Below are 18,870 nucleotides of genomic sequence, written 5' to 3'. Positions count from 1 at the left end.
ACATTGCGGAAAGCCGCCGCGATTGCCAGTCCGCTGCGGGCGCTGTCCCGCAAGGGGACTGACGAGGGACGGAAGTTAACGTCCGGCCGAATGTCGAAGGAGCCGGGTCGGCATCGAGGGCGCCCAAACAGAATGACGCGGGAAGCGTCAGTCTTCGTCCCGACTGGCGTCATCCTGACTGCCTTCATCCTGACTGGCCTCATCCTGACCGGCCCCGTCCCGCGCCATGATCCCTTCGCGCAGGATCGAATTGGCAAGATCCGCCAGTTCCTCCGGCGTGCCGTCGTTCGACCAGACGGCATAACGCAGCCCGAGGAACACGTTCATGCCCATGATCGCCCAGGCATGGGCCTCGCCCAGCCCCTCGCGCAGTTCGCCCTTGCGGGCGCCCTCGGTCAGGCGCTCGCGGATGCGGCGGGCGGTGGATTCGTAATGGATGCGGAAGCTGGCCGGATCGACGAATTCGCTCTCGTCGATGATGCGGTAGATTTCCTTGTGCTCGCGGGCGAAGCGCAGGAACGCGGTGAGCGCGGCCTTTTCCGCGTCGAGCGCGGGCAGGGGCTCTTCTAGCGCCTCACGGGCGGCATGGCGTACCTTGCCGGAGAGATCGTCTACCAGAGCACGGAAGATCTCGTCCTTGGAATCGAAGTACGTGTAGAAGCTGCCCAGCGCGGTGCCGGCGCGGGTGGTGATGCCGGTGATCGAGGCTTCGTGAAAGCCGCGCTCCCCGAATTCGATGGCGGCAGCGTCCAGCAGTTTCCGCAAGGTGCGCCGCCCGCGTTCCGTGCGCGGGACCTTGGCCGAAATGGCCGGCTCGGGTGCGCTGTCCCGGTGGGCCGAGGGCGATGGCTTGGCGCTATCTGTGGTCACGAAAGCACAGTTAGACCCTCATCGAGCCCGTGGCAAATCTTCAATGTTGAAAGACGGTTCATGTTTCAATATGGAGGGCGGACAAGATAAAGGTTCATTGGGAGTTTCAGCGATGCACAAGGCGCGTAACGGCGGCATGGGTTCGAGCTATCTGGCGCTTGCGGCCGCGATCGGGGCGGCTGCGTTCGGCCTGGCCGAACCGGCCCTTGCCCAGGACGCCAGCCCCGACCGGGCCGCTGGCCAGCCTGCCGCTCCAGCCGCCGCACAGGACCTCGGCACCGGAGAGATCGTCGTCACCGCCCGCCGCCGCGAGGAACGCCTGGTCGACGTGCCGATCGCCGTGACCAGCTTCAGCGGAGACCAACTGGCCAAGTCCGGCGCGCTCGACATTACCGACATCGCGCAGACCACCCCGAACGTGACGCTGGAAGTCTCGCGCGGGACCAACTCCACCCTGTCCGCCTTCATCCGCGGCATCGGCCAGCAGGATCCGGTGTCCGGCTTCGAGCAGGGCGTGGGCATCTATCTCGACGACGTCTACCTCAACCGCCCGCAGGCCGCCGTGCTCGACATCTACGACGTCGAGCGCATCGAAGTGCTGCGCGGCCCGCAGGGCACGCTTTACGGGCGCAACACCATCGGCGGCGCGGTGAAGTACGTGACGCGCGAACTGCCCGACCATTTCTCGCTCAAGCTGCGCGGCACTTACGGCACTTACGACCAGGCCGACGGCGTGCTGACCGTTTCCACCCCGATCACGGACCTCGTCCGCGTCGGCGGATCGGTGGCACGCCTTTCGCGCGGCGGCTTCGGCAAGAACCTGACCACGGGCGAGGAGAACTACAACAAGGACATCTGGGCCGGGCGCGGCACGGTCGAGATCGGCGGCAAGGGCCAGCCCGTGCTGATCCGCATCTCCGGCGATTATTCGCGTGACAAGTCCAACTCGCGCGGCGGCCATCGCCTGATCCCGGGCATGGTCTCGGGCACGCCGGTGCTGGACGACGTGTTCGACAGCCAGGGCGGGCTGGTCGATCCCAAGCAGGACGTGAAGGCTTACGGCCTGGCCATCAACGCCAGCGCCGAGCTGACCGATGCCCTGACGTTCCGCTCGATCAGCGCCTGGCGCAAGGACAAGAGCGCCTCGCCGATCGACTTCGACGCCTTGCCCGCCATCGATGTCGACGTGCCGGCCTTCTACAACAACGAGCAGGTCAGCCAGGAATTCCAGCTGCTCTACGACAACAGCAGCTGGCTGCAGGGCATGATCGGCGCCTATTACCTGGGGGCCAAGGCGGACACGGCCTTCGACGTGCGCCTGTTCACCACCGTCAACGGCCTGACCGCCTATACCCAGGCCGACGTCGACACCAGCACCTGGGCCATCTTCGGCGATTTCACGTTCGACTTCACCGACCAGCTCAGCCTCGCGGTCGGCGGCCGCTATACCTGGGACGAGCGCAAGGCGCAGATCCTGCGGCAGAACTACCTCGGCGGCGGCTCTCCGGTGTTCGGCGGGCTTGGCGTGGCTTTCGGAGCGCCCGGCACCGACTTCTCGGGCAAGGCGGTGTTCAAGAAGTTCACCCCGCGCGCCTCGCTCAGCTTCAAGCCGACACCGGACCACAACCTCTACGCCAGCTTTTCGCAGGGCTTCAAGGGCGGCGGCTTCGATCCGCGCGGCGTCGGCGTGAACGCGCCGGACACCAATGGCGACGGCATTCGCGAAGACAGCGAAGTGGCCGACTACCTCAGCTTCAAACCGGAATCGGTGGACAGCTACGAGGTCGGCTACAAGGGCAACCTGTTCGGCGGCGGCCTCTACCTGGCGCTGGCGGCCTTCCACATGGACTACAAGGACGTGCAGATCCCCGGCTCCTCGGGCTGCACGGTCAACGGCATCCCGACTTTCTGCGGTGTCATCACCAATGCCGGCAAGGCGAAGATCGACGGCGTGGAGTTCGAGGCCAATGCCCGGCTCGCGCAGAACCTGGCGACTTCGGGAGACCGCGTGAACCTGTCCGGTTCGGTGGGCTACATCAATGCCCGCTACAAGGAATACATCACCCAGATCGCGGGCCAGGGGCCGGTCGACGTCGCGGAGTTCCGCAAGGTCCAGAACACGCCCAAGTGGACCAGCAGCGCGACCCTGGCCTACAACGCGCCGGTGGGCGAAGGCGATGTGTCGTTCAACACCACGCTGTCCTACCGCAGCAAGACCTACCAGTTCGAGATCCCGAACCCCTATATCGACCAGAAGGGCTATACGCTGCTCGACGCCAGCCTGGTCTATACCGCGCCCGGCGGCCGCTGGAGCCTGGGCGTCCACGGCAAGAACATTCTCGACAAGGAATACAAGACTTCGGGCTATACCTTCATCGGGGCCGACCCGGTGACGGGGGCGATCCTGCGCAATCCCGCGGGCGGGTTGATCCCGACCCTCGGCAGGGAGGGTACGCTGACGGCATTCTACGGCAATCCGCGCCAGGTCTTCGTTACCGGGACGCTGGAATTCTGATCACGCCGGGCGGGCCTCGTCCGGGGAAGATGAGGCCCGTCATCCTGCCATCGTTCGGCCCGGCATGGGGCGAAAGGACAAGGCCCGCCATGGAATACCGCCTCCACCGCTACCGCAGCGCCTGCGGGAGGCTCGAGCTGGCCGCGCGGGACTATCCTGCGCACGAGGTCGGCGCGCCGGACCTGCTGCTGATGCACGGCCTCACCCGCAACAGCGCGGATTTCGAGCCGCTCGCCGCGCACCTCGCCGGGCGTTACCGGCTGATCGTGCCGGACCAGCGGGGCAGGGGGCTTTCCGAATGGGACCCGGATCCCGCGCAGTACCGGCCCGATGTCTACGCGCAGGACATGCTCGCGCTGCTGGACGGGCTCGGCATCGCGCGGGCCTGCCTGATCGGCACGTCGATGGGCGGGCTGATGGCCATGGTGATGAACGCCCTGCGGCCGGACCTCGCCAGCGGCTTCGTGTTCAACGACATCGGCCCCGTGCTGGACCCGGCCGGGCTGGCGCGCATCCAGGGCTATGTCGGGCCTGGCGGCACGATGACATCGTGGAAGGCGGCGGCGGCGCGATGCCGCGCGGTCAACGGCGTGGCGTTCCCGGATTTCGGCGGCCCGGACTGGCTGGCCTTCGCCCATCGGACCTGCCGCGAAAACCCGGACGGCACGGTGTCCTTCGCCTACGATCCCGCGATCGCGAAGAGCATCGACGGTGACGATCCCCAGACGGTTCCCGCCGATCTCTGGCCCTTGTGGGACCTGCTGGAGGGGGCGCCCGTGCTGGTCGTGCGCGGGGCGCTCTCCGATCTCCTTTCCGCTCAGACCGTGCGGGACATGGCGCAGCGCCATGCGGGGCCGTTCGCGGCGGTCGAGGTGCCGCGCGTGGGCCATGCGCCGATGCTGGACGAACTGCCGGCCCTGGCTGCGATTTCCGCCTTCCTGCGCGAGCATGTCCCGTCGTCGCGGGCTTGATCCGGCAGGCCCTGACGCCTTCAGGCCCCGGTCTTCCGCGCGATGGGGCAACAGGGCATCTTGCCGAAGAGCGGGCTGTTCACCGATGGTGGTCCCGGATCCCGTCCGGGATGAGGAAAGAGACTGACGATGCACGATAACCTCTCCCACCGGCAATCCACCGGAACTGCCCGCAGGTCGGCCTCGCCCCGGCTGGTGCTGGCGATGCTGCTGCTGGTCTACATCTTCAACTTCGTGGACCGCCAGATCCTGGCGATCCTGGCCGCGCCGATCCAGAAGGACCTGGGCCTCGACGATGCGCAGATGGGCATGCTGGGCGGCCTCGCCTTCGCCATGCTCTATTCGACGCTGGGAGTTCCGCTGGCCTGGCTGGCCGACCGGACCAGCCGGTCCTGGGTCATTACCGGTTCCATGGTGGTCTGGAGCCTGTTCACCGCGCTGTGCGGCGCGGCCACCGGCTTCTGGCATATCTTCCTCGCCCGGCTCGGCGTCGGTGTGGGAGAGGCGGGCGGCGTCGCGCCGTCCTATGCGGTGATCGGCGATCACTTCCCCAGCGAGCGGCGGGCTTTCGCGCTTTCGGTCTATTCGCTGGGCATCCCGCTCGGCTCGGCGGCCGGTGTGCTGGCCGGAGGCTATGTCGCGGCGCGGGTGGACTGGCGCGCGGCTTTCGTGGCGGTGGGCCTTGCCGGCCTGCTGATCGCGCCGCTGTTCAAGTTCGTGGTCCGGGACCAGCCCCGCCCCGCACCGGGCATGGCGCCGTCCGTGCGCTTCGGGGAAGTGGCCGCGCTGCTTGCCCGCAAGCGCGCCTTCTGGCTGCTGAGCTTCGGCGCGGCTTCCAGCTCGATGCTGGGCTATGGCCTGGCCTTCTGGCTGCCCAGCCTGCTCCAGCGCAGTTTCGGGCTGGACCTCGTCCAAACCTCCTGGTTCATCGGCGCGGTCCTGCTGATCGGCGGGACCGTGGGGGTGCTGGCCGGCGGCCTCCTTGCGGACCGGCTCGGCCGTGCCGACCGCGCCTGGTACGGGCGGGTTCCGGCCATGGCCTATGTCGTGGCCGTGCCGCTGTTCGCGGGCGGGATCTGGACCTCCAGCGTGCCGCTCGCCTTCGTGCTGTTCCTGCTGCCGCAGGCGCTGGCCTATGTCTGGCTCGGCCCGGTGACGAGCGCGGTCCAGCACCTCGTCGAGCCGCCCGCCCGCGCGACGGCTTCGGCCCTGTTCCTGCTGATCAACAACCTCATCGGCCTGGGCGGCGGAATCTACGCACTCGGTGCGCTGTCCAAGGCGCTGGCGCCGGTCTATGGCGCGGAATCGCTGCGCTATTCCATGCTCCTGGGCCTGGGCCTCTACGTGCTCGCGGCCCTGCTGATGAGCCTAGCCGGACCCGCCCTGCGGCGCGAATGGGTGAACGAGCGCTGATCCTCCATTCCGGCGGTCCCGGCCGGGAATAGGCGGCCAGCGATCGGGCAAGACCGTCGAAGCCCGTTGCGCCGCCTCCGGCAATTGCCGATAGGACTCCACCGGCCGAAAGCCGTCGCAGCCGCGCGCGGCCGCGCGAACTGTTGGGGACGAGAACGTGACGCGCACCGAAACGCAATTCGAACCGGGCACTCCGCCGGATGGCGCGCTGGAACGCTGGTTTGCGCTGAAGGAACGGGGAACCACCGCCCGCACCGAAGTCCTGGCGGGCATGACGACCTTCCTGACGATGGCCTATATCGTGCTGGTGAACCCTGCGATCCTGGGCGCGGCGGGCATGCCGGTGGCCTCGGTGGCGGCGGCGACCTGTTTTGCGGCGGCTTTTGCCTCCATCCTCATGGGGCTGGTGGCCAATACGCCGCTGGCGCTGGCGCCCGGCATGGGGCTCAATGCCTATTTCAGCTTCACCGTGGTGCAGCAGATGGGCGTGCCCTGGCCGGTGGCGCTGGGCTGCGTGTTCCTGTCGGGCGTGGCCTTCCTGGCACTGACCGTCACGGGCGTGCGGCAGCTCATCATCGCCGCGATCCCGCACTATCTCTTCGCGGCGGTGGCCGGGGGGATCGGCCTGTTCATCGGCTTCGTGGGGCTGAAAAGCGCCGGCATCGTGGTTGCCGATCCGTCGACTTTCGTCGCGCTCGGAAACCTGAGGGAGCCCGGCGCCATGCTGGCCCTGTTCGGACTGGTGCTGATCGGCGCGCTGTCCGTGTGGAACGTGCGCGGCGCCATGCTGATCGGCATTCTCGCCACGACCGCGCTCGGCTGGCTCTGCGGCATGGTCTCGGTCCATCCCGAACCCTATTCGTTGGACACCCTGACCGGCACGGCCTTCAAGCTGGACCTCGCCGGCGTCTTCGGGCTTTCGGGCAGCCATGGGCTGGGCCTGTTCGAGATCCTCTTCGTCTTTCTCTTCGTCGACCTGTTCGACAATATCGGCACCCTCGTGGCGGTGACCAAGCGGGCCGGGCTGATGGACGGGCAGGGGCGGATCCCGCGGCTCAACCGTATTCTCGTGACCGACGCCGCCGCCACCATCGTCGGTTCGATGGCCGGGACAAGCACGGTGACCAGCTATGTCGAAAGCGCGGCAGGGGTGCAGGCGGGCGGGCGCACCGGACTGACCGCGGTGGTGACCGGGCTGTTGTTCCTCGCCACCCTGTTCGTGGCGCCTTATGCCCAGGTCATTCCGCTGGCGGCGACTGCACCGGCGCTGATCATCGTTGGCGGGCTCATGTTGCTGCCGCTGACCGAAGTGGAATGGGAAGACCCGCTGGCGGCGATCCCGGCCTTCCTGACCGTGGCGATGATCCCGTTCACTTTCTCCATCGCCAACGGCCTGGCGTTCGGCATCACCGCCCATGCCTTGCTCAAGCTGGTGCGCGGCACGATCCAGCGGAAGGACTGGTTCCTGCTGGTTCTGGCGCTGCTTTTCGTCGCTCGCTTCGCCTGGCTGGCGGGCGGGTGAACGGGGCGTCACGCGGGAAGCGGCGCGTCGGCGCTCGCCTTCGTGCCGTTCGCCCGCTAGGACAAGGCGGATGATCCAAGCCTTTCGCGCCGAAATCCTCTCCGTTTCCCATGACCCCCAGCACGATCCCGCCGCGATCCGTCACGAGCCCGACGGGCTGCTGGTGGTCGAGGACGGGGTGATCGCCGCGCGCGGGGCCTATGCCGAACTGGCCGGACGCTACGGGCAAGTGCCGGTGGAGACGCTGCCCGGCCTCGTCGTGCCGGGGTTCGTCGACGCGCATGTCCACTACCCCCAGACCGACCGCATCGCCGCGCATGGCGACCAATTGCTCGACTGGCTGGAACGCCACATCTTCCCGGCCGAAAAGGCCTTTGCCGACAAGGCCCACGCCGATGTCGTGGCGGCCTTCTTCCTCGACGAATTGCTGAGGAACGGCACGACCAGCGCGCTGGTCTATCCCACGGTTCACGAACAGTCGGTCGATGCCCTGTTCGAAGCGGCGCTGGCGCGGGACATGCGGATCGTCTCCGGAAAAGTGCTGATGGACCTCGGCCCCGAAGGGCTGCGCGACACGCCCGCGTCGGGCCGGGCCGGAACCGAGGCGCTGATCCGCCGCTGGCGCGGCCGGGGGCGGCTGGGCTACGCCGTCACACCGCGTTTCGCGCTGGCCTGCTCCGACACGCAGCTTGCCGATGCCGGTGCGCTCCTGGCCGAGCATCCCGAGGTGCTGCTTCACACCCACCTGGCCGAGAACTTGCGCGAATGCGTGGAAGTGGCGGCGCGCTTTCCCGAAGCGGCGGACTACCTCGACGCCTACGACCGCTTCGGCCTCGTCACGGACCGCGCGGTCTTCGCACATGGGGTCCACTTGTCGGAGAGGGCCGGCCACCGGCTCCACGAAAGCGGGGCGGGGATCGCGGTCTGCCCCAGTTCGAACCTGTTCCTCGGTTCCGGCTGCTTCGATTTCGGGCAGGCAGACCGGCACGGCCTGCGTCTGGGCCTCGGCACGGACGTGGGGGCGGGCACGACGTTCTCGCTGCTCCACACCCAGGGCATCGCCTATCAGGCGGCGCAAATGAAAGGCACGGCGCTCGACCCGTTCCGCGCCCTCTGGCTGGCGACCGGGGGAAGCGCGGCGCTGCTCCACATCGGCGACCGCGTGGGGCGGCTGGACGTGGGGCAGGAAGCCGATTTCGTGGTGCTGGACCCCTGCGCGACGCCGCTGCTCGCGCGCCGCACCCGCGACGCCGGACTTGCAGAGCGGCTCTTCGCGTTGCAGGTGCTGGGTGACGACCGCGCCGTGGCGCGCACTTATCTGCTGGGCCGCTGCGCCTGGAACAGGGACAAGACATGACCGATCTCGACAGCTTCATCGCCGGCCTGCCCAAGGCCGAGCTTCACCTCCACATCGAAGGCAGCCTGGAGCCCGAACTCATGTTCGCCCTGGCCGAGCGCAACGGCGTGTCGATCCCCTTCGCCACGGTGGAAGAAGTGCGTGCCGCCTACGACTTCTCGAACCTGCAGGACTTCCTCGACATCTACTACGCGGGCGCCAACGTGCTGCTGACGCGGCAGGACTTTCACGACCTCGCCGCCGCTTACTTCGCCCGTGCGGCGGCGGACGGGGTGGTCCACGCCGAACTGATGTTCGATCCCCAGACCCACACCGACCGCGGCGTGCCTTTCGCCGAAGTGATCGAGGGCCTGCTCTCCGCCATGGAGGCCGCCCACGCCGAGCATGGCATGACCAGCAGCCTGATCCTCTCGTTCCTGCGCCATCTCTCCGAGGAGGCCGCCTTTGCCACTCTGGCCGAGGCGGAGCCCTGGCTCGACCGGATCGAGGCCGTGGGGCTGGATTCTTCCGAAGTCGGCCACCCGCCCGAGAAATTCGCGCGGGTCTTCGCCGCCGCGCGCGAAAAGGGCCTCAGGATCACTGCCCATGCCGGCGAGGAAGGCCCGCCCGCATATGTCCATCAGGCGCTTGACCTGCTGGGCGTCCACCGCATCGATCACGGCAACCGCGCGCTGGAAGACCCCGCGCTGATCGCGCGCCTGGTTCGTGAGGAAATGACGCTGACCGTCTGCCCGCTCTCCAACCACAAGCTCTGCGTGGTGGACGACCTGGCCGATCACCCGATCGACGCGATGCTCGCTCACGGCCTCAAGGCCACGATCAATTCCGACGATCCGGCCTACTTCGGCGGCTACGTGGCTGACAATTACCGCGCCGTCGCTGCGGCTCGCGGTCTGGGCAAGGCAGCGCTGGGGACCCTGGCGCGCAACAGCTTCACCGGCTCGTTCCTGCCGGCCGAGGCCGTCGCGGCCAATCTCGAACGGCTGGAAGCCTATCTGGAGGCGCATCGCTGAGGGGGCCGGACTGGCAGGCGGCCCTGGCGGCGAGCGGCATTCTCCTGCGGCTCGCCCGGTTCGATCCGCATGTCGCCGGGACGTTCCCGCTCGGCCTGGCGGTTCCCGGCAGCGACATCGACGTGCTCTGCCATGCCCCCGATCCCGACCTGTTCGCCGCGGCCCTGTGGGCGGAGTGCGGACGTTTCGAACATTTCGCCATGTGGCAGTGGCGCAAGGCGGACCGCCCGGTGGTGGCCACGTTCTCGGTGGAAGGGCTGCCTTTCGAGATATTCGGCCAGGCGCGGCCGGTCGCCGGGCAGCACGGCTGGCGCCACTTCACGGTGGAGCAGCGGCTGCTCGGCCTTGGCGGCACGGCGTTCCGGGACGCGGTCCTGCCGGCGCGGAGGGCAGGCGCGAAGACCGAGCCGGCCTTTGCGCAAGTGCTCGGGCTGGAGGGCGATCCCTACCGCGCCATGCTGGACCTGGCGGAGATGGACGACGCCGGATTGCTGGAGGTCATGAAGCCAGGGGGAAGCCCCGGGGCATGACCCCCGGCTTCAGGCCAGGCGTTCGGGCACCGAAAGCGCTTCCTCGACGATGCTTTCGCGCGTGCCCACCGATTCCCAGGGGAACACGAACCAGCGCTTGTCGTCGGTACGGTCGATCACTTCGGCCCAGAGGTCGACGCCGACCTTGGAACTCCTGTTGTTGATCACCACCGCGAAGCGCAAGTTGCCGTGGTCGCAGCCGCCTTCGGTCAGCTGGCTGCGGATATATTCGATGGTGCCGCCGGTGTCGTTGATGTCGTCCACGAACAGCATGCGCGTGCCCTCGGCGCTCATCGCCGCGACTTTCGCCAGCAGTTCGTCGGCGAAGCCGGGAATCTTGGACGAATGGTCGATCGACAGCATCGGCAGCGACAGCTGGTGCGAGATATAGACGGCCGGAACCAATCCGCCGCGGCCGAGGCCGATGACGAATTCGGGCTTCCACTCGCCCTGCTGCACCTGCCGTGAAAGCTGGCGAACCTTGGCAAGGAAGTCTTCGTAATACTCGAGATAATGGAGCTGCGGCTCGGAAGCTTCACTCATGCGGGGCAAATCCTGAACGCGAATGTGGGGAGGAAGCTGCTCCGGTTACCGCGTTCTTGCGAAATCCGCAATCGCGCGATGCCGCCTGGGCTTCCCGCAGAGGCCGGGCGGGGCCTAAGCCGTTGAAGCAGCATGGCCAAGCGCGGCAAATCCGTGCTCGAATTCGCCGATCACCAGGTTCGCGGCATAAGACGGCGTGCGGGCCGAGGCCGTGCAGAGCGCCAGGGTCATCGGCCGCAGCAGCGAATCGGAAATGCGGGTGAAGGCCAGGCTGCCCCGTTGCACTTCGGTGCGGACATCCAGCGAAGTGAGCACGCCCACCCCGGCACCCTGCGTGACCAGCGCGGTGATCATCTGGATATTGTCCGAACTCGCCTTGCGCGTGAGGGCGATCCCCGTAGCCCCTTCCAGCACGGCGATCTGCTGATAGACCGCCAGCGGCTCGGCCGGGATGATCATCGGCTCGTCCGCGCAGATCGAGAAGCGCGCCTCGGGCAGGGCGGCAAAAGGATGGCCGGGCGGCGTGACGAAGCCCAGCACCACTTCGGTGAAGGCGCGGACCGAAAGGTCGCGGTAGGACTGCGGCTCGAACAGGATGCCGCAATCCACCGATCCGTCGATCACCGCCCGCCGCGCCGCGTCGTTGCCCAGCACCTTGATGCCCAGGGTGATGCCCGGATAGCGCTGCTGGATGGCGTGGAGCGTCGCAGGGACATGGCCCGTCGCCAGGGCATCGATCACCGCGATGTCGACGTGGCCCCGCTTCAGTCCGCGCAAGTCCTCTATCCGTCCGCGCAGGCTGGCCATGCCCTGCTGCCAGTGGGCACCGGAGGCCATCATCATCTCCCCGGCCGCGGTGAGCCGCAGGCCGGTGGGCAGGCGCTCGAACAGCGGGAGGCCCAGTTCGGCTTCCACGTTCAGGATCTGCCGGTCGATGGCGGAGGCGGACACGTTCAGTTCGTCGGCGGCCTTGCGGATCGAGCCGAGGCGGCCGACCGCCATGAAGTAGCGCAGGAAACGGGAAAATGCCGGCATCGGGACTGTCTGGACCTGCTCTAATTTTTGCAACGCTGCGTCAAATTCATTGCGTTTGATCGCATCGTGTCAGCTCTTTACCTAATGGGCAACACCGAAACGTGCGAACGCGCTGGCGGCGGCTGCTCTCCCAACGAGGCCGCTGCCAGTGCGCGAACCGCATGACGGTAGGGGGCGCTTCTCCGCATTTGGGGGTAAAAAGGGACACCCGGTTCGGGAGCGCCCCCGCTCGGTGCTGTCTCGTACAGGCAGGCCCGTTACCGGGCGGCTTGTGCGGACACAGGGTGCGCAAGTCAGGGTGCGCAAGTCAGGGTGCACCAGTCAGGGTGCACCAGTCAGGGTGCACCAGTCAGGGTTCAGGGCAAGACAGGATATTCACGGCCGACACGGCAAGACCCGGTCGGCATGGAGACAGCCGGCGGGCGCTATGAGGGCGCCGCACCGGATTGACGGGCCAGGGAGGGAAGGCTGGCGGAGACGATCTCCAGCGTCGCCGCCAGTCGTTCCTCCGCCTCCGCCGGAAATTCCGCGCCGCGTACCAAGCCCAGTCTGCGGCTCAGGCCATAGCCTGCGATCTCCGCCGTCGCCGTTCCCGCAGGAGCCAGCGACAGGGGCGCCACCGTCACGCCAAGACCGGCCGCGACCATGCGCATGCAGCGGTCCTCGTTCTCGCTGCGCAAGGCGAAGCGCGGGCGCACCCCGGCATCGGTGAAAAAGCGGCTGGTTTGCTGAAGCACCTCGCAGGACCGCCTGGCGATCATGATGTCCCCGGCGATGTCCTGCGGCGCCACGAGCGACGCCCCGGCGAAGCGGTGCGTCTCCGGCATGACCAGGACGTAGGGCTCCTCCAGCAACGTGCGGGCGCAGGGGCCTTGTTCGTCCTCCCCCAGCAACGTCAGCGCCAGCTGGATCTTGCCGCTGCCGAGTTGCCCGCGCAAATCGCGGTCGTCCCCCTCCACCAGTTCGATCCCGAAGTTCCCGGCCAGTTCGCGGGCGAGCCGCTCCAGCAGGGGGCCGGACACGCTCGGGATCACGCCCAGCTTCAGGTCCGGCCACTGCTCCTGCATGGGCCGGCCGAACTGGTCCGCGCGGCGGAAGCCGGCTTCGAGGTCGCGGGCGATCGGCAGGAAGGCGCCCCCCGGCTCGGTCAGGCGAACATGGCGCCGGTCGCGCACGAACAGCGGCGATCCCACCAGGCGTTCCAGTTCCGCAATGCTGGTGGAGACCGTCGGCTGGGTGACGTGGAGCCGCGCCGAGGCCTGCTTGAAGCTCCCGGAATCGGCAACGGCCAGGAAATGGCGGATATGCGCGCGCTTTATCATTGGGAAAATTTATCGAACCGGGCGGGAAGTTTCAATTTGTTTGCAGGGAGCCCGGTCGCTAACTTGCGGGTTAACGAAAGGCGCCGGAGAGCGGCGCTCGAAAAGATTGGGACTAGGGCATGAAGGCAACCCCGGATTTCGACTTCGCGCTGGGCGAATCTGCGGAAATGATCCGCGAGAGCGTGGCCCGTTTCGCCGACGAACAGATCGCGCCGCTTGCGGCCAGGGTCGATGCGGAAGACTGGTTTCCGCGCGAACTCTGGCCTGCCATGGGCGAACTTGGCCTGCACGGCATCACCGTGGAAGAGCAATGGGGCGGCACCGGGCTGGGCTATCTCGAACATGTGATCGCGGTGGAGGAAGTCAGCCGGGCCTCGGCTTCGGTCGGGCTGTCCTACGGCGCGCACTCGAACCTCTGCGTGAACCAGATCCGGCGCTGGGGGAACGAGGCCCAGAAGGCCAAGTACCTGCCCGGCCTGATTTCCGGCGAGCATGTGGGCAGCCTGGCCATGTCCGAAGCGGGGGCAGGGTCCGACGTGGTCGGGATGAAGCTGCGTGCCGATGCCGTGCCGGGCGGCTTCCGCCTGAACGGCACCAAGTTCTGGATCACCAACGGCACTTACGCGGAAGTGCTGGTCGTCTACGCCCGCACCGATGCGGAGGCAGGCTCCAGGGGGATCACCGCCTTCCTGATCGAGAAAGGCATGGCCGGCTTCTCCATCGGCCAGAAGATCGACAAGATGGGCATGCGCGGATCGCCGACGTGCGAACTGGTGTTCGACGACTGCTTCGTGCCTGAAGAGAACGTCATGGGCCCGCTGAACGGCGGCGTGAAAGTGCTGATGAGCGGGCTCGACTACGAGCGGGTGGTGCTGGCGGGTCTGCAGATCGGCATCATGCAGGCCTGCCTGGATACCGTGATCCCCTATGTGCGCGAACGCCGCCAGTTCGGCACCGCCATCGGCACGTTCCAGCTCATGCAGGCCAAAGTGGCGGACATGTACGTCGCGCTGCAGTCGGCGCGGGCCTATGTCTACGCCGTCGCGCGGGCCTGCGACGCGGGGCAGACCACCCGGTTCGACGCGGCCGGCGCGATCCTGCTCGCCAGCGAGAACGCCTTCCGCGTCTCGGGAGAGGCGGTGCAGGCACTGGGCGGGGCCGGCTACACCAAGGACTGGCCGGTCGAGCGCTATCTGCGTGACGCCAAGCTGCTCGACATCGGCGCCGGTACGAACGAGATCAGGCGCATGCTGATCGGGCGCGAATTGATCGGGGGATAAGTCCGCCGATCCTCACCGCTCCCGCTCAATGAGGAGCGCCGGAGGGAAGTGCGCTTCCCTCCGGCACGCGCCCCGAAGCCGGGCCTCCATCCGCGCCGCCGTTCAATGCCGCTGGTTCTTCGCTTCGACCGGTTCGCCGGGGAAAATGCCGGCAATGGCCATGGCCGCGCCGAGCTTCGAGAGCGTTTCCAGCACGTCGCCCACGCTGTCTTCCGAAACCACCAGTTCCAGCGTGGCGCGCGTCTGCTGGGGGCCGCGATCGCGCAGCGAGGTGATGAGTTCGAGAATCACCGCCTCGTGCTCGGAAACATGGCTGCAGGCCATCGGGCAGAAGGCGAAGGTCTCCAGCGCATCGCGGTTGAACAGCAGCATGGCCCGGTGGAACGGCTGGAGCCCGCCGATCATCCGCCACTTGGCGAAAGCAGGGGCCAGCGCCTGCGCAGGGCATTGCCGGCGGGCCAGCGTCGTGACCCAGGCGCGCATGGACCAGACGAGGAAACGGCACCCCTCGTCGAGCGAATTCAGCGGGCGATCGACGTACTGATACATGCCTGGTTCTCCATGGGCTTGTATTTGAGAATGATTATCATTAGCTATGTCTACGCAGCTTGTCTTGCCCGTCAAGCCTGCACCAAGGACCTCGGGCCGGCGCTTGTCATGGGGCGCCCGCCTGCCCTTCCTGTCGACTGGGCCGGGGCGATTTCACGCACCACGCGAGAAACCGCCCCGGCCCGTTTTTTCCAGGAAAATCCCCAACTTATCCCGCCGTTATCCCGGAGTTCTGCCGCGCTTGTCCACAGGCGCCGCCGGATTGGTTGCCGGTGAACCGTGCGAAAAACCCGGCGATATTTTCCACGAGAAAAGGCCGCCGCTCGGGGAGCGACGGCCTTTCGAAACACGCGGTGATTCGCAGTGATTCGTTTCGCCGATTCGCGGATTATCGGCGTGCCGAATCCCGCGAACCGGGATCAGCGGTAATCGAAACCGCCCTTGGGCTGAATTTTCAGGGAATTCTGCTGCATCGCCGTCATCAGATAGGCGCCGACGAGCATGGGCAGTTCCAGCATCTGCTTTTCGTCCCAAGTCCGGGCCAGCGTGTCCCAGGTCTCCTCGCCCAGGCAGTAATCGGCGAGCAGTTCCTCGACCGCGCGCAGCATGGCCGATTCGTGTTCGGTCCAGCCGGGCGCGGCAGAGCCTGCGATCACGCGTTCGAGGTCCTCGGCAGTGATGCCGAAGGCCTTGCCGATATCCACATGTTCGCACCATTCGAACGGCGCGCCGGCGAGCAGGGCCAGGCGCAGGATCATCAGTTCCCGCTCACGGCCGGGTATCGCGCCTCTGGCGGCCAATTCGATACCCAGCACCATCTGCCCCTTGAACATGCCCGGATGGCGCAAGGTGATCAGGCTGACGTCGGGGAAGGGGCGACTGTCGGGGATATGGAAGGCCGCGCGGATCGCGTCGACCTGCTCCTGTCCCTCCGGGCTCACTTCGTCGAGCCGCAGCGGCGCATAGCGCGGCCCTCCCGCAATCGTCTGCGCCTCTCGCGCGGCGGCATCGAAGTCTACGGGGCCGCTGGTTACTTCACCCATCTGTCATCACCTGTGGTTCTTCCGAAAGTTGTTCAAGCGGCTTCGCTGAAGGGCGCCCAGCGCTCCATGTGCGCCAGATAGTCGCCGAAATGGCCGCGCACCGCTGCGGGATCGAGCCCGAAGCGCGCCGGATCGGGCTTGGCCATGCGGGGCTCGCTCTCGTTCGATGCCCACCATGCCGCCATTGCCCGTGCGAACTCCGGGGAGACCGGCTCTCCCAGCCAGGCATAGAGTTCGCGCACCTGCCCCAGCGGGTCGCGCAGCATGGCGCGGAAGTGGATGTCGTGAAAACGGTGGTCCCCGCCGCCATCGCGAAAGGCGATTGCCCGCCGCATCGCCTCGGACCAGGTCCGAAGGTTGAGATCGCCGAGATAGGCATGGTCGGTCCGGTCGGTGAACTTGCCGATGATGTCGGCATAGACCGTGGCCACGGACAGGATCACGTCGCTGGGATCGCGGTGAGTCATGACGAAGCGGGCATCGGGAAACGCCGCCGTCAGCGCATCGAGATAGAGCATGTGCGTGGGCGCCTTGAGCCGCCAGGGCCGCGCCGGTTGCCGCCATTGCAGCAGCTTCAGCACACGCTTGTGATAAGCGTAAGTCTCGGTCAGGTCGGCTTGGAGCAGCCAGTCCGAATAGCGGGGAACCTGGGCGAAAGCCTGGAATATCTGGCTCTTGAAATCGAGCGCCATGATGTCCTGGCACTCCATCGCGCCGTCGATCCCGCTTGGCGTGCGGCGGCCGCCTTTCAGCGTCTCGTCGGCGCTGCTGGCGGAGACGCCCCGGCGGGGATCGGGTCCTTCGACAGTGCCAGGCGGCGGACAGGGGCGGCTGCTTTCCCAGACCCTGAGGTAGCGGATCGCCGGGTCGCTCGCGAGCAGGAACGACAGCGCCGAGGAACCGGTGCGCGGCAGGCTGACGCCGAACAGCGGCGCGCGGATCTCCTCGTCCGCGATCTCGGGATGGCGGCGATACCAGTCTTCGATTTCCAGTCTCTGCCTGAGATGCAGGACGATGCGTTCCGCCAAAGCGCTTTCGCCCAGCGCATTGAGCCCGGCCTCGCGATCGAGGGAATCGACCAGGATTTCCAGGCCCTCGCGAAAGCCGTCTGCACCGAAGTCGTCGAGCCCGGCTTCGCGCCTGGCCCTGTCGATCAGCGTCCGATGGCTTTCCATGGCATTCTCCCGCTGTCCGGTTCTGGCCGGATCTGGAAGCGCACTATGCTTGGGCAGCGGTACCTGCGCCAACCGCCGTGGCGATGAAACGAGCGCTCGCCGGCGGCGCGCCGCGCGAGATCGTCAGCCGCGGGCCGCGCGGATCGCCGCGCCGCTTGCGAAAGGGGCGATGGCCAGCAGGACCAGGCTTGCCGCCGCGGTCAGGGCCAGTCCGCCCGTGCCGCCGCTGCCGAGGCTGCCCGCGCCGAAGATCAGCACCGGCACGGCCATGGGGATCATCAGCAGCCCCCCCAGCGCCGCGCCGCCGCGCAGGCCGGCCGTGAGCGCGGCAACCGTCACTCCCAGCGCGGCGAGGCCCGGCGTACCCGCCAGCAGCCCGATCTCGACCAGCATGAGCCTCTGCCCGTCCAGCCCGAGCAGGGCGGCGGCGGGCAGGGCGGCCAGCATGAGTGGGGGGCCGAAGCTCAGCCAATGGGCGAGCACCCGCACCGCGATCACCAGTTCCTCGGAGATGCCGCGCAGCGCCCACTGATCGAACAGGCCCATCTCGATGTCGGGCTCCACCAGGCGGTCGAGCGGCAGGATCGCGGCCAGCAAGGCGGCAACCCAGATCACGCCGCCGCCGGTCCGCGTCAGCAGCGGCGCGTCGGGGCCGACGGCGAAGGGATAGAGCATCGCCACCGAGAGGAAGAACAGGATCGGCAGCAGCGCCCCGCCGCCGCGTCCGCCCAGCAGCAGGCGCGTGAGGTCTCGCTTGAGGAGGGGCCGGATCCTGACGCTCATGCCGCGTGCTCCGCAAGGGAGAGGGTGGCCATGCCCGGCAGCGCGAAAGGCTGGTGAGAAGCGATCACTGCAATGCCGCCCTTGCTGCAATGCTCCGCCGCCAGTGCCTCGACCAGGGCGACGGCATGGCTGTCGAGCCCGTTCAGCGGCTCGTCGAGCAGCCAGATCCGCGCGTCCTGGCCGAGCAGGCGGGCAAGGGCGGCGCGCTTCTTCTGCCCCGTGGACAAGTAGCGCACCGGCACGTCGAGCAGGCCCGAGAGACCCAGGCGGGCCATGTGCCGATCTTCGCTGTTCCCGTCCATCTGCTGCCAGAACGCCAGGGCGGAGCCGAGCGTCCAGCCCGGATCGAGCGCCGGGCGTTCGTCCACCAGGCCGATGCTGCCTGCGGTCGTCACGGCGCCGGAAAAGGCCGGGGCCAGGCCGGCCAGGATACGCAGCAGGCTGGACTTGCCGATGCCGTTGCGCCCGGTCACCTGCAGTGCCTCGCCGGCATCGAGCCGCAGCGAGACGCCGCGAAACAGCAGCCTGTCGCCGCGCCGGCAGGCGAGGTCGTCGATGGCGATGGAGGCCCCTTGCATGGGGTGACGCGATAGTGGAAAGCCCCCCCAGTGCCAAGCTGGCTGCATCTTTACGGAGTCGCCCATGCCGATTGCCCGCCTTACCGACGCCGAACGCGATGAAGCGCTGGCCGCACTGCCCGGCTGGGAATTGCGCGAGGACGGCCTCGCCATCGTCCGCAAGCTGAAATTCGCGGACTTCAACGAGGCTTTCGGCTTCATGACCCGCGTGGCCATCCAGGCCGACAAGGCCGACCATCATCCTGAATGGTTCAACGTCTACAACCGCGTGGAGATCACGCTGACCACCCACGATGCCGATGGCCTGAGCCGCCGCGATCTGGAACTGGCCCGCTTCATCGACGCGGCCGCCCCGCGCGACTGATTCGGCT

Annotated in this window: 18 protein-coding genes; 9 read left to right on the top strand and 9 right to left on the bottom strand. The window is 67.5% G+C overall.

Annotated features, from left to right (window positions below):
* Positions 1 to 147: 147 nt before the first annotated feature.
* A complete protein-coding gene (locus AB4Z00_RS01530) occupies positions 148 to 807 on the bottom strand; it encodes a TetR/AcrR family transcriptional regulator (protein WP_442045063.1) in 660 nt (219 codons plus the stop codon).
* A 175-nt stretch (positions 808 to 982) separates the two neighbouring features.
* On the opposite strand from AB4Z00_RS01530, the gene AB4Z00_RS01525 reads away from it, so the two are divergent.
* The 7 genes from AB4Z00_RS01525 (at position 983) to AB4Z00_RS01495 (ending at position 10,191) form a co-directional block, all read left to right on the top strand.
* Complete coding sequence (locus AB4Z00_RS01525) at positions 983 to 3,385, top strand: TonB-dependent receptor (protein WP_442044609.1); 2,403 nt, start codon at positions 983 to 985, stop codon at positions 3,383 to 3,385.
* An 89-nt stretch (positions 3,386 to 3,474) separates the two neighbouring features.
* Positions 3,475 to 4,356 (top strand): alpha/beta fold hydrolase, encoded by an 882-nt coding sequence (locus AB4Z00_RS01520; protein ID WP_132261713.1) that lies wholly within the window; start codon positions 3,475 to 3,477, stop codon positions 4,354 to 4,356.
* A gap of 129 nt (positions 4,357 to 4,485) precedes the next feature.
* Positions 4,486 to 5,769: a spinster family MFS transporter gene (locus tag AB4Z00_RS01515; protein ID WP_442044606.1), complete on the top strand. Its 1,284-nt coding sequence runs from the start codon at positions 4,486 to 4,488 to the stop codon at positions 5,767 to 5,769.
* Positions 5,770 to 5,926: 157 nt separating this feature from the next.
* Positions 5,927 to 7,291, top strand: coding sequence for an NCS2 family permease (locus tag AB4Z00_RS01510; protein ID WP_442044604.1), 1,365 nt, complete (start codon positions 5,927 to 5,929; stop codon positions 7,289 to 7,291).
* Between the two features lie 70 nt (positions 7,292 to 7,361).
* Positions 7,362 to 8,648 (top strand): guanine deaminase, encoded by a 1,287-nt coding sequence (guaD, locus tag AB4Z00_RS01505; protein ID WP_442044602.1) that lies wholly within the window; start codon positions 7,362 to 7,364, stop codon positions 8,646 to 8,648.
* Complete coding sequence (locus tag AB4Z00_RS01500; protein ID WP_442044600.1) at positions 8,645 to 9,661, top strand: adenosine deaminase; 1,017 nt, start codon at positions 8,645 to 8,647, stop codon at positions 9,659 to 9,661. The genes guaD and AB4Z00_RS01500 overlap by 4 nt, the downstream gene beginning before the upstream one ends.
* Positions 9,658 to 10,191, top strand: coding sequence for a DUF4269 domain-containing protein (locus AB4Z00_RS01495; protein WP_442045062.1), 534 nt, complete (start codon positions 9,658 to 9,660; stop codon positions 10,189 to 10,191). Before AB4Z00_RS01500 ends, AB4Z00_RS01495 begins: the two co-directional genes overlap by 4 nt.
* Positions 10,192 to 10,200: 9 nt before the next feature.
* Here AB4Z00_RS01495 and AB4Z00_RS01490 read toward each other — a convergent pair whose 3' ends face one another.
* The 3 genes from AB4Z00_RS01490 to AB4Z00_RS01480 form a co-directional block, all read right to left on the bottom strand.
* Complete coding sequence (locus AB4Z00_RS01490; protein ID WP_442044598.1) at positions 10,201 to 10,734, bottom strand: phosphoribosyltransferase; 534 nt, start codon at positions 10,732 to 10,734, stop codon at positions 10,201 to 10,203.
* Positions 10,735 to 10,848: 114 nt separating this feature from the next.
* Positions 10,849 to 11,769 carry a LysR family transcriptional regulator gene (locus AB4Z00_RS01485; protein ID WP_442044596.1) on the bottom strand — a complete coding sequence of 307 codons (921 nt, stop codon included), beginning with the start codon at positions 11,767 to 11,769 and terminating at the stop codon, positions 10,849 to 10,851.
* 425 nt (positions 11,770 to 12,194) lie between these two features.
* Entirely contained in the window at positions 12,195 to 13,091 is an 897-nt protein-coding gene (locus AB4Z00_RS01480; protein ID WP_442044594.1) for a LysR family transcriptional regulator, read from the bottom strand.
* A gap of 119 nt (positions 13,092 to 13,210) precedes the next feature.
* Here AB4Z00_RS01480 and AB4Z00_RS01475 point away from each other — a divergent pair, with 119 nt between their 5' ends.
* Complete coding sequence (locus tag AB4Z00_RS01475; protein ID WP_132261728.1) at positions 13,211 to 14,371, top strand: isovaleryl-CoA dehydrogenase; 1,161 nt, start codon at positions 13,211 to 13,213, stop codon at positions 14,369 to 14,371.
* A gap of 102 nt (positions 14,372 to 14,473) precedes the next feature.
* On the opposite strand, the gene AB4Z00_RS01470 is transcribed toward AB4Z00_RS01475, so the two are convergent.
* From AB4Z00_RS01470 to ccmA, 5 genes are all read right to left on the bottom strand, one after another.
* Positions 14,474 to 14,920 carry a hypothetical protein gene (locus tag AB4Z00_RS01470; RefSeq protein ID WP_132261730.1) on the bottom strand — a complete coding sequence of 149 codons (447 nt, stop codon included), beginning with the start codon at positions 14,918 to 14,920 and terminating at the stop codon, positions 14,474 to 14,476.
* Positions 14,921 to 15,339: 419 nt separating this feature from the next.
* Positions 15,340 to 15,963 carry a carboxymuconolactone decarboxylase family protein gene (locus AB4Z00_RS01465; RefSeq protein WP_134095122.1) on the bottom strand — a complete coding sequence of 208 codons (624 nt, stop codon included), beginning with the start codon at positions 15,961 to 15,963 and terminating at the stop codon, positions 15,340 to 15,342.
* A 32-nt stretch (positions 15,964 to 15,995) separates the two neighbouring features.
* Positions 15,996 to 17,138 carry a sulfotransferase family protein gene (locus tag AB4Z00_RS01460; protein ID WP_132261734.1) on the bottom strand — a complete coding sequence of 381 codons (1,143 nt, stop codon included), beginning with the start codon at positions 17,136 to 17,138 and terminating at the stop codon, positions 15,996 to 15,998.
* Between the two features lie 123 nt (positions 17,139 to 17,261).
* A complete protein-coding gene (locus AB4Z00_RS01455; protein ID WP_442044591.1) occupies positions 17,262 to 17,921 on the bottom strand; it encodes a heme exporter protein CcmB in 660 nt (219 codons plus the stop codon).
* A complete protein-coding gene (gene ccmA, locus AB4Z00_RS01450; protein ID WP_442044589.1) occupies positions 17,918 to 18,499 on the bottom strand; it encodes a heme ABC exporter ATP-binding protein CcmA in 582 nt (193 codons plus the stop codon). The genes AB4Z00_RS01455 and ccmA overlap by 4 nt, the downstream gene beginning before the upstream one ends.
* Before the next feature lie 64 nt (positions 18,500 to 18,563).
* Between ccmA and AB4Z00_RS01445 the strand changes: the two genes are divergently transcribed.
* Positions 18,564 to 18,863 carry a 4a-hydroxytetrahydrobiopterin dehydratase gene (locus AB4Z00_RS01445; protein ID WP_442044587.1) on the top strand — a complete coding sequence of 100 codons (300 nt, stop codon included), beginning with the start codon at positions 18,564 to 18,566 and terminating at the stop codon, positions 18,861 to 18,863.
* The last annotated feature ends 7 nt before the right edge of the window (positions 18,864 to 18,870 follow it).

Source organism: Novosphingobium sp. YAF33 (genome assembly GCF_052113265.1).
Classification (GTDB): domain Bacteria; phylum Pseudomonadota; class Alphaproteobacteria; order Sphingomonadales; family Sphingomonadaceae; genus Novosphingobium.
This window is presented reverse-complemented; position numbering and strand designations above follow the sequence as displayed.

Coding starts and splice junctions, on each gene's coding strand:
- AB4Z00_RS01480 (WP_442044594.1), bottom strand. CDS start 13,091: ATGATAAAGCGCGCGCATATCCGCCATTTCCTGGCCGTTGCCGATTCC.
- AB4Z00_RS01445 (WP_442044587.1), top strand. CDS start 18,564: ATGCCGATTGCCCGCCTTACCGACGCCGAACGCGATGAAGCGCTGGCC.
- AB4Z00_RS01460 (WP_132261734.1), bottom strand. CDS start 17,138: ATGGAAAGCCATCGGACGCTGATCGACAGGGCCAGGCGCGAAGCCGGG.
- AB4Z00_RS01525 (WP_442044609.1), top strand. CDS start 983: ATGCACAAGGCGCGTAACGGCGGCATGGGTTCGAGCTATCTGGCGCTT.
- AB4Z00_RS01455 (WP_442044591.1), bottom strand. CDS start 17,921: ATGAGCGTCAGGATCCGGCCCCTCCTCAAGCGAGACCTCACGCGCCTG.
- guaD (WP_442044602.1), top strand. CDS start 7,362: ATGATCCAAGCCTTTCGCGCCGAAATCCTCTCCGTTTCCCATGACCCC.
- ccmA (WP_442044589.1), bottom strand. CDS start 18,499: ATGCAAGGGGCCTCCATCGCCATCGACGACCTCGCCTGCCGGCGCGGC.
- AB4Z00_RS01520 (WP_132261713.1), top strand. CDS start 3,475: ATGGAATACCGCCTCCACCGCTACCGCAGCGCCTGCGGGAGGCTCGAG.
- AB4Z00_RS01490 (WP_442044598.1), bottom strand. CDS start 10,734: ATGAGTGAAGCTTCCGAGCCGCAGCTCCATTATCTCGAGTATTACGAA.
- AB4Z00_RS01485 (WP_442044596.1), bottom strand. CDS start 11,769: ATGCCGGCATTTTCCCGTTTCCTGCGCTACTTCATGGCGGTCGGCCGC.
- AB4Z00_RS01465 (WP_134095122.1), bottom strand. CDS start 15,963: ATGGGTGAAGTAACCAGCGGCCCCGTAGACTTCGATGCCGCCGCGCGA.
- AB4Z00_RS01470 (WP_132261730.1), bottom strand. CDS start 14,920: ATGTATCAGTACGTCGATCGCCCGCTGAATTCGCTCGACGAGGGGTGC.
- AB4Z00_RS01500 (WP_442044600.1), top strand. CDS start 8,645: ATGACCGATCTCGACAGCTTCATCGCCGGCCTGCCCAAGGCCGAGCTT.
- AB4Z00_RS01475 (WP_132261728.1), top strand. CDS start 13,211: ATGAAGGCAACCCCGGATTTCGACTTCGCGCTGGGCGAATCTGCGGAA.
- AB4Z00_RS01515 (WP_442044606.1), top strand. CDS start 4,486: ATGCACGATAACCTCTCCCACCGGCAATCCACCGGAACTGCCCGCAGG.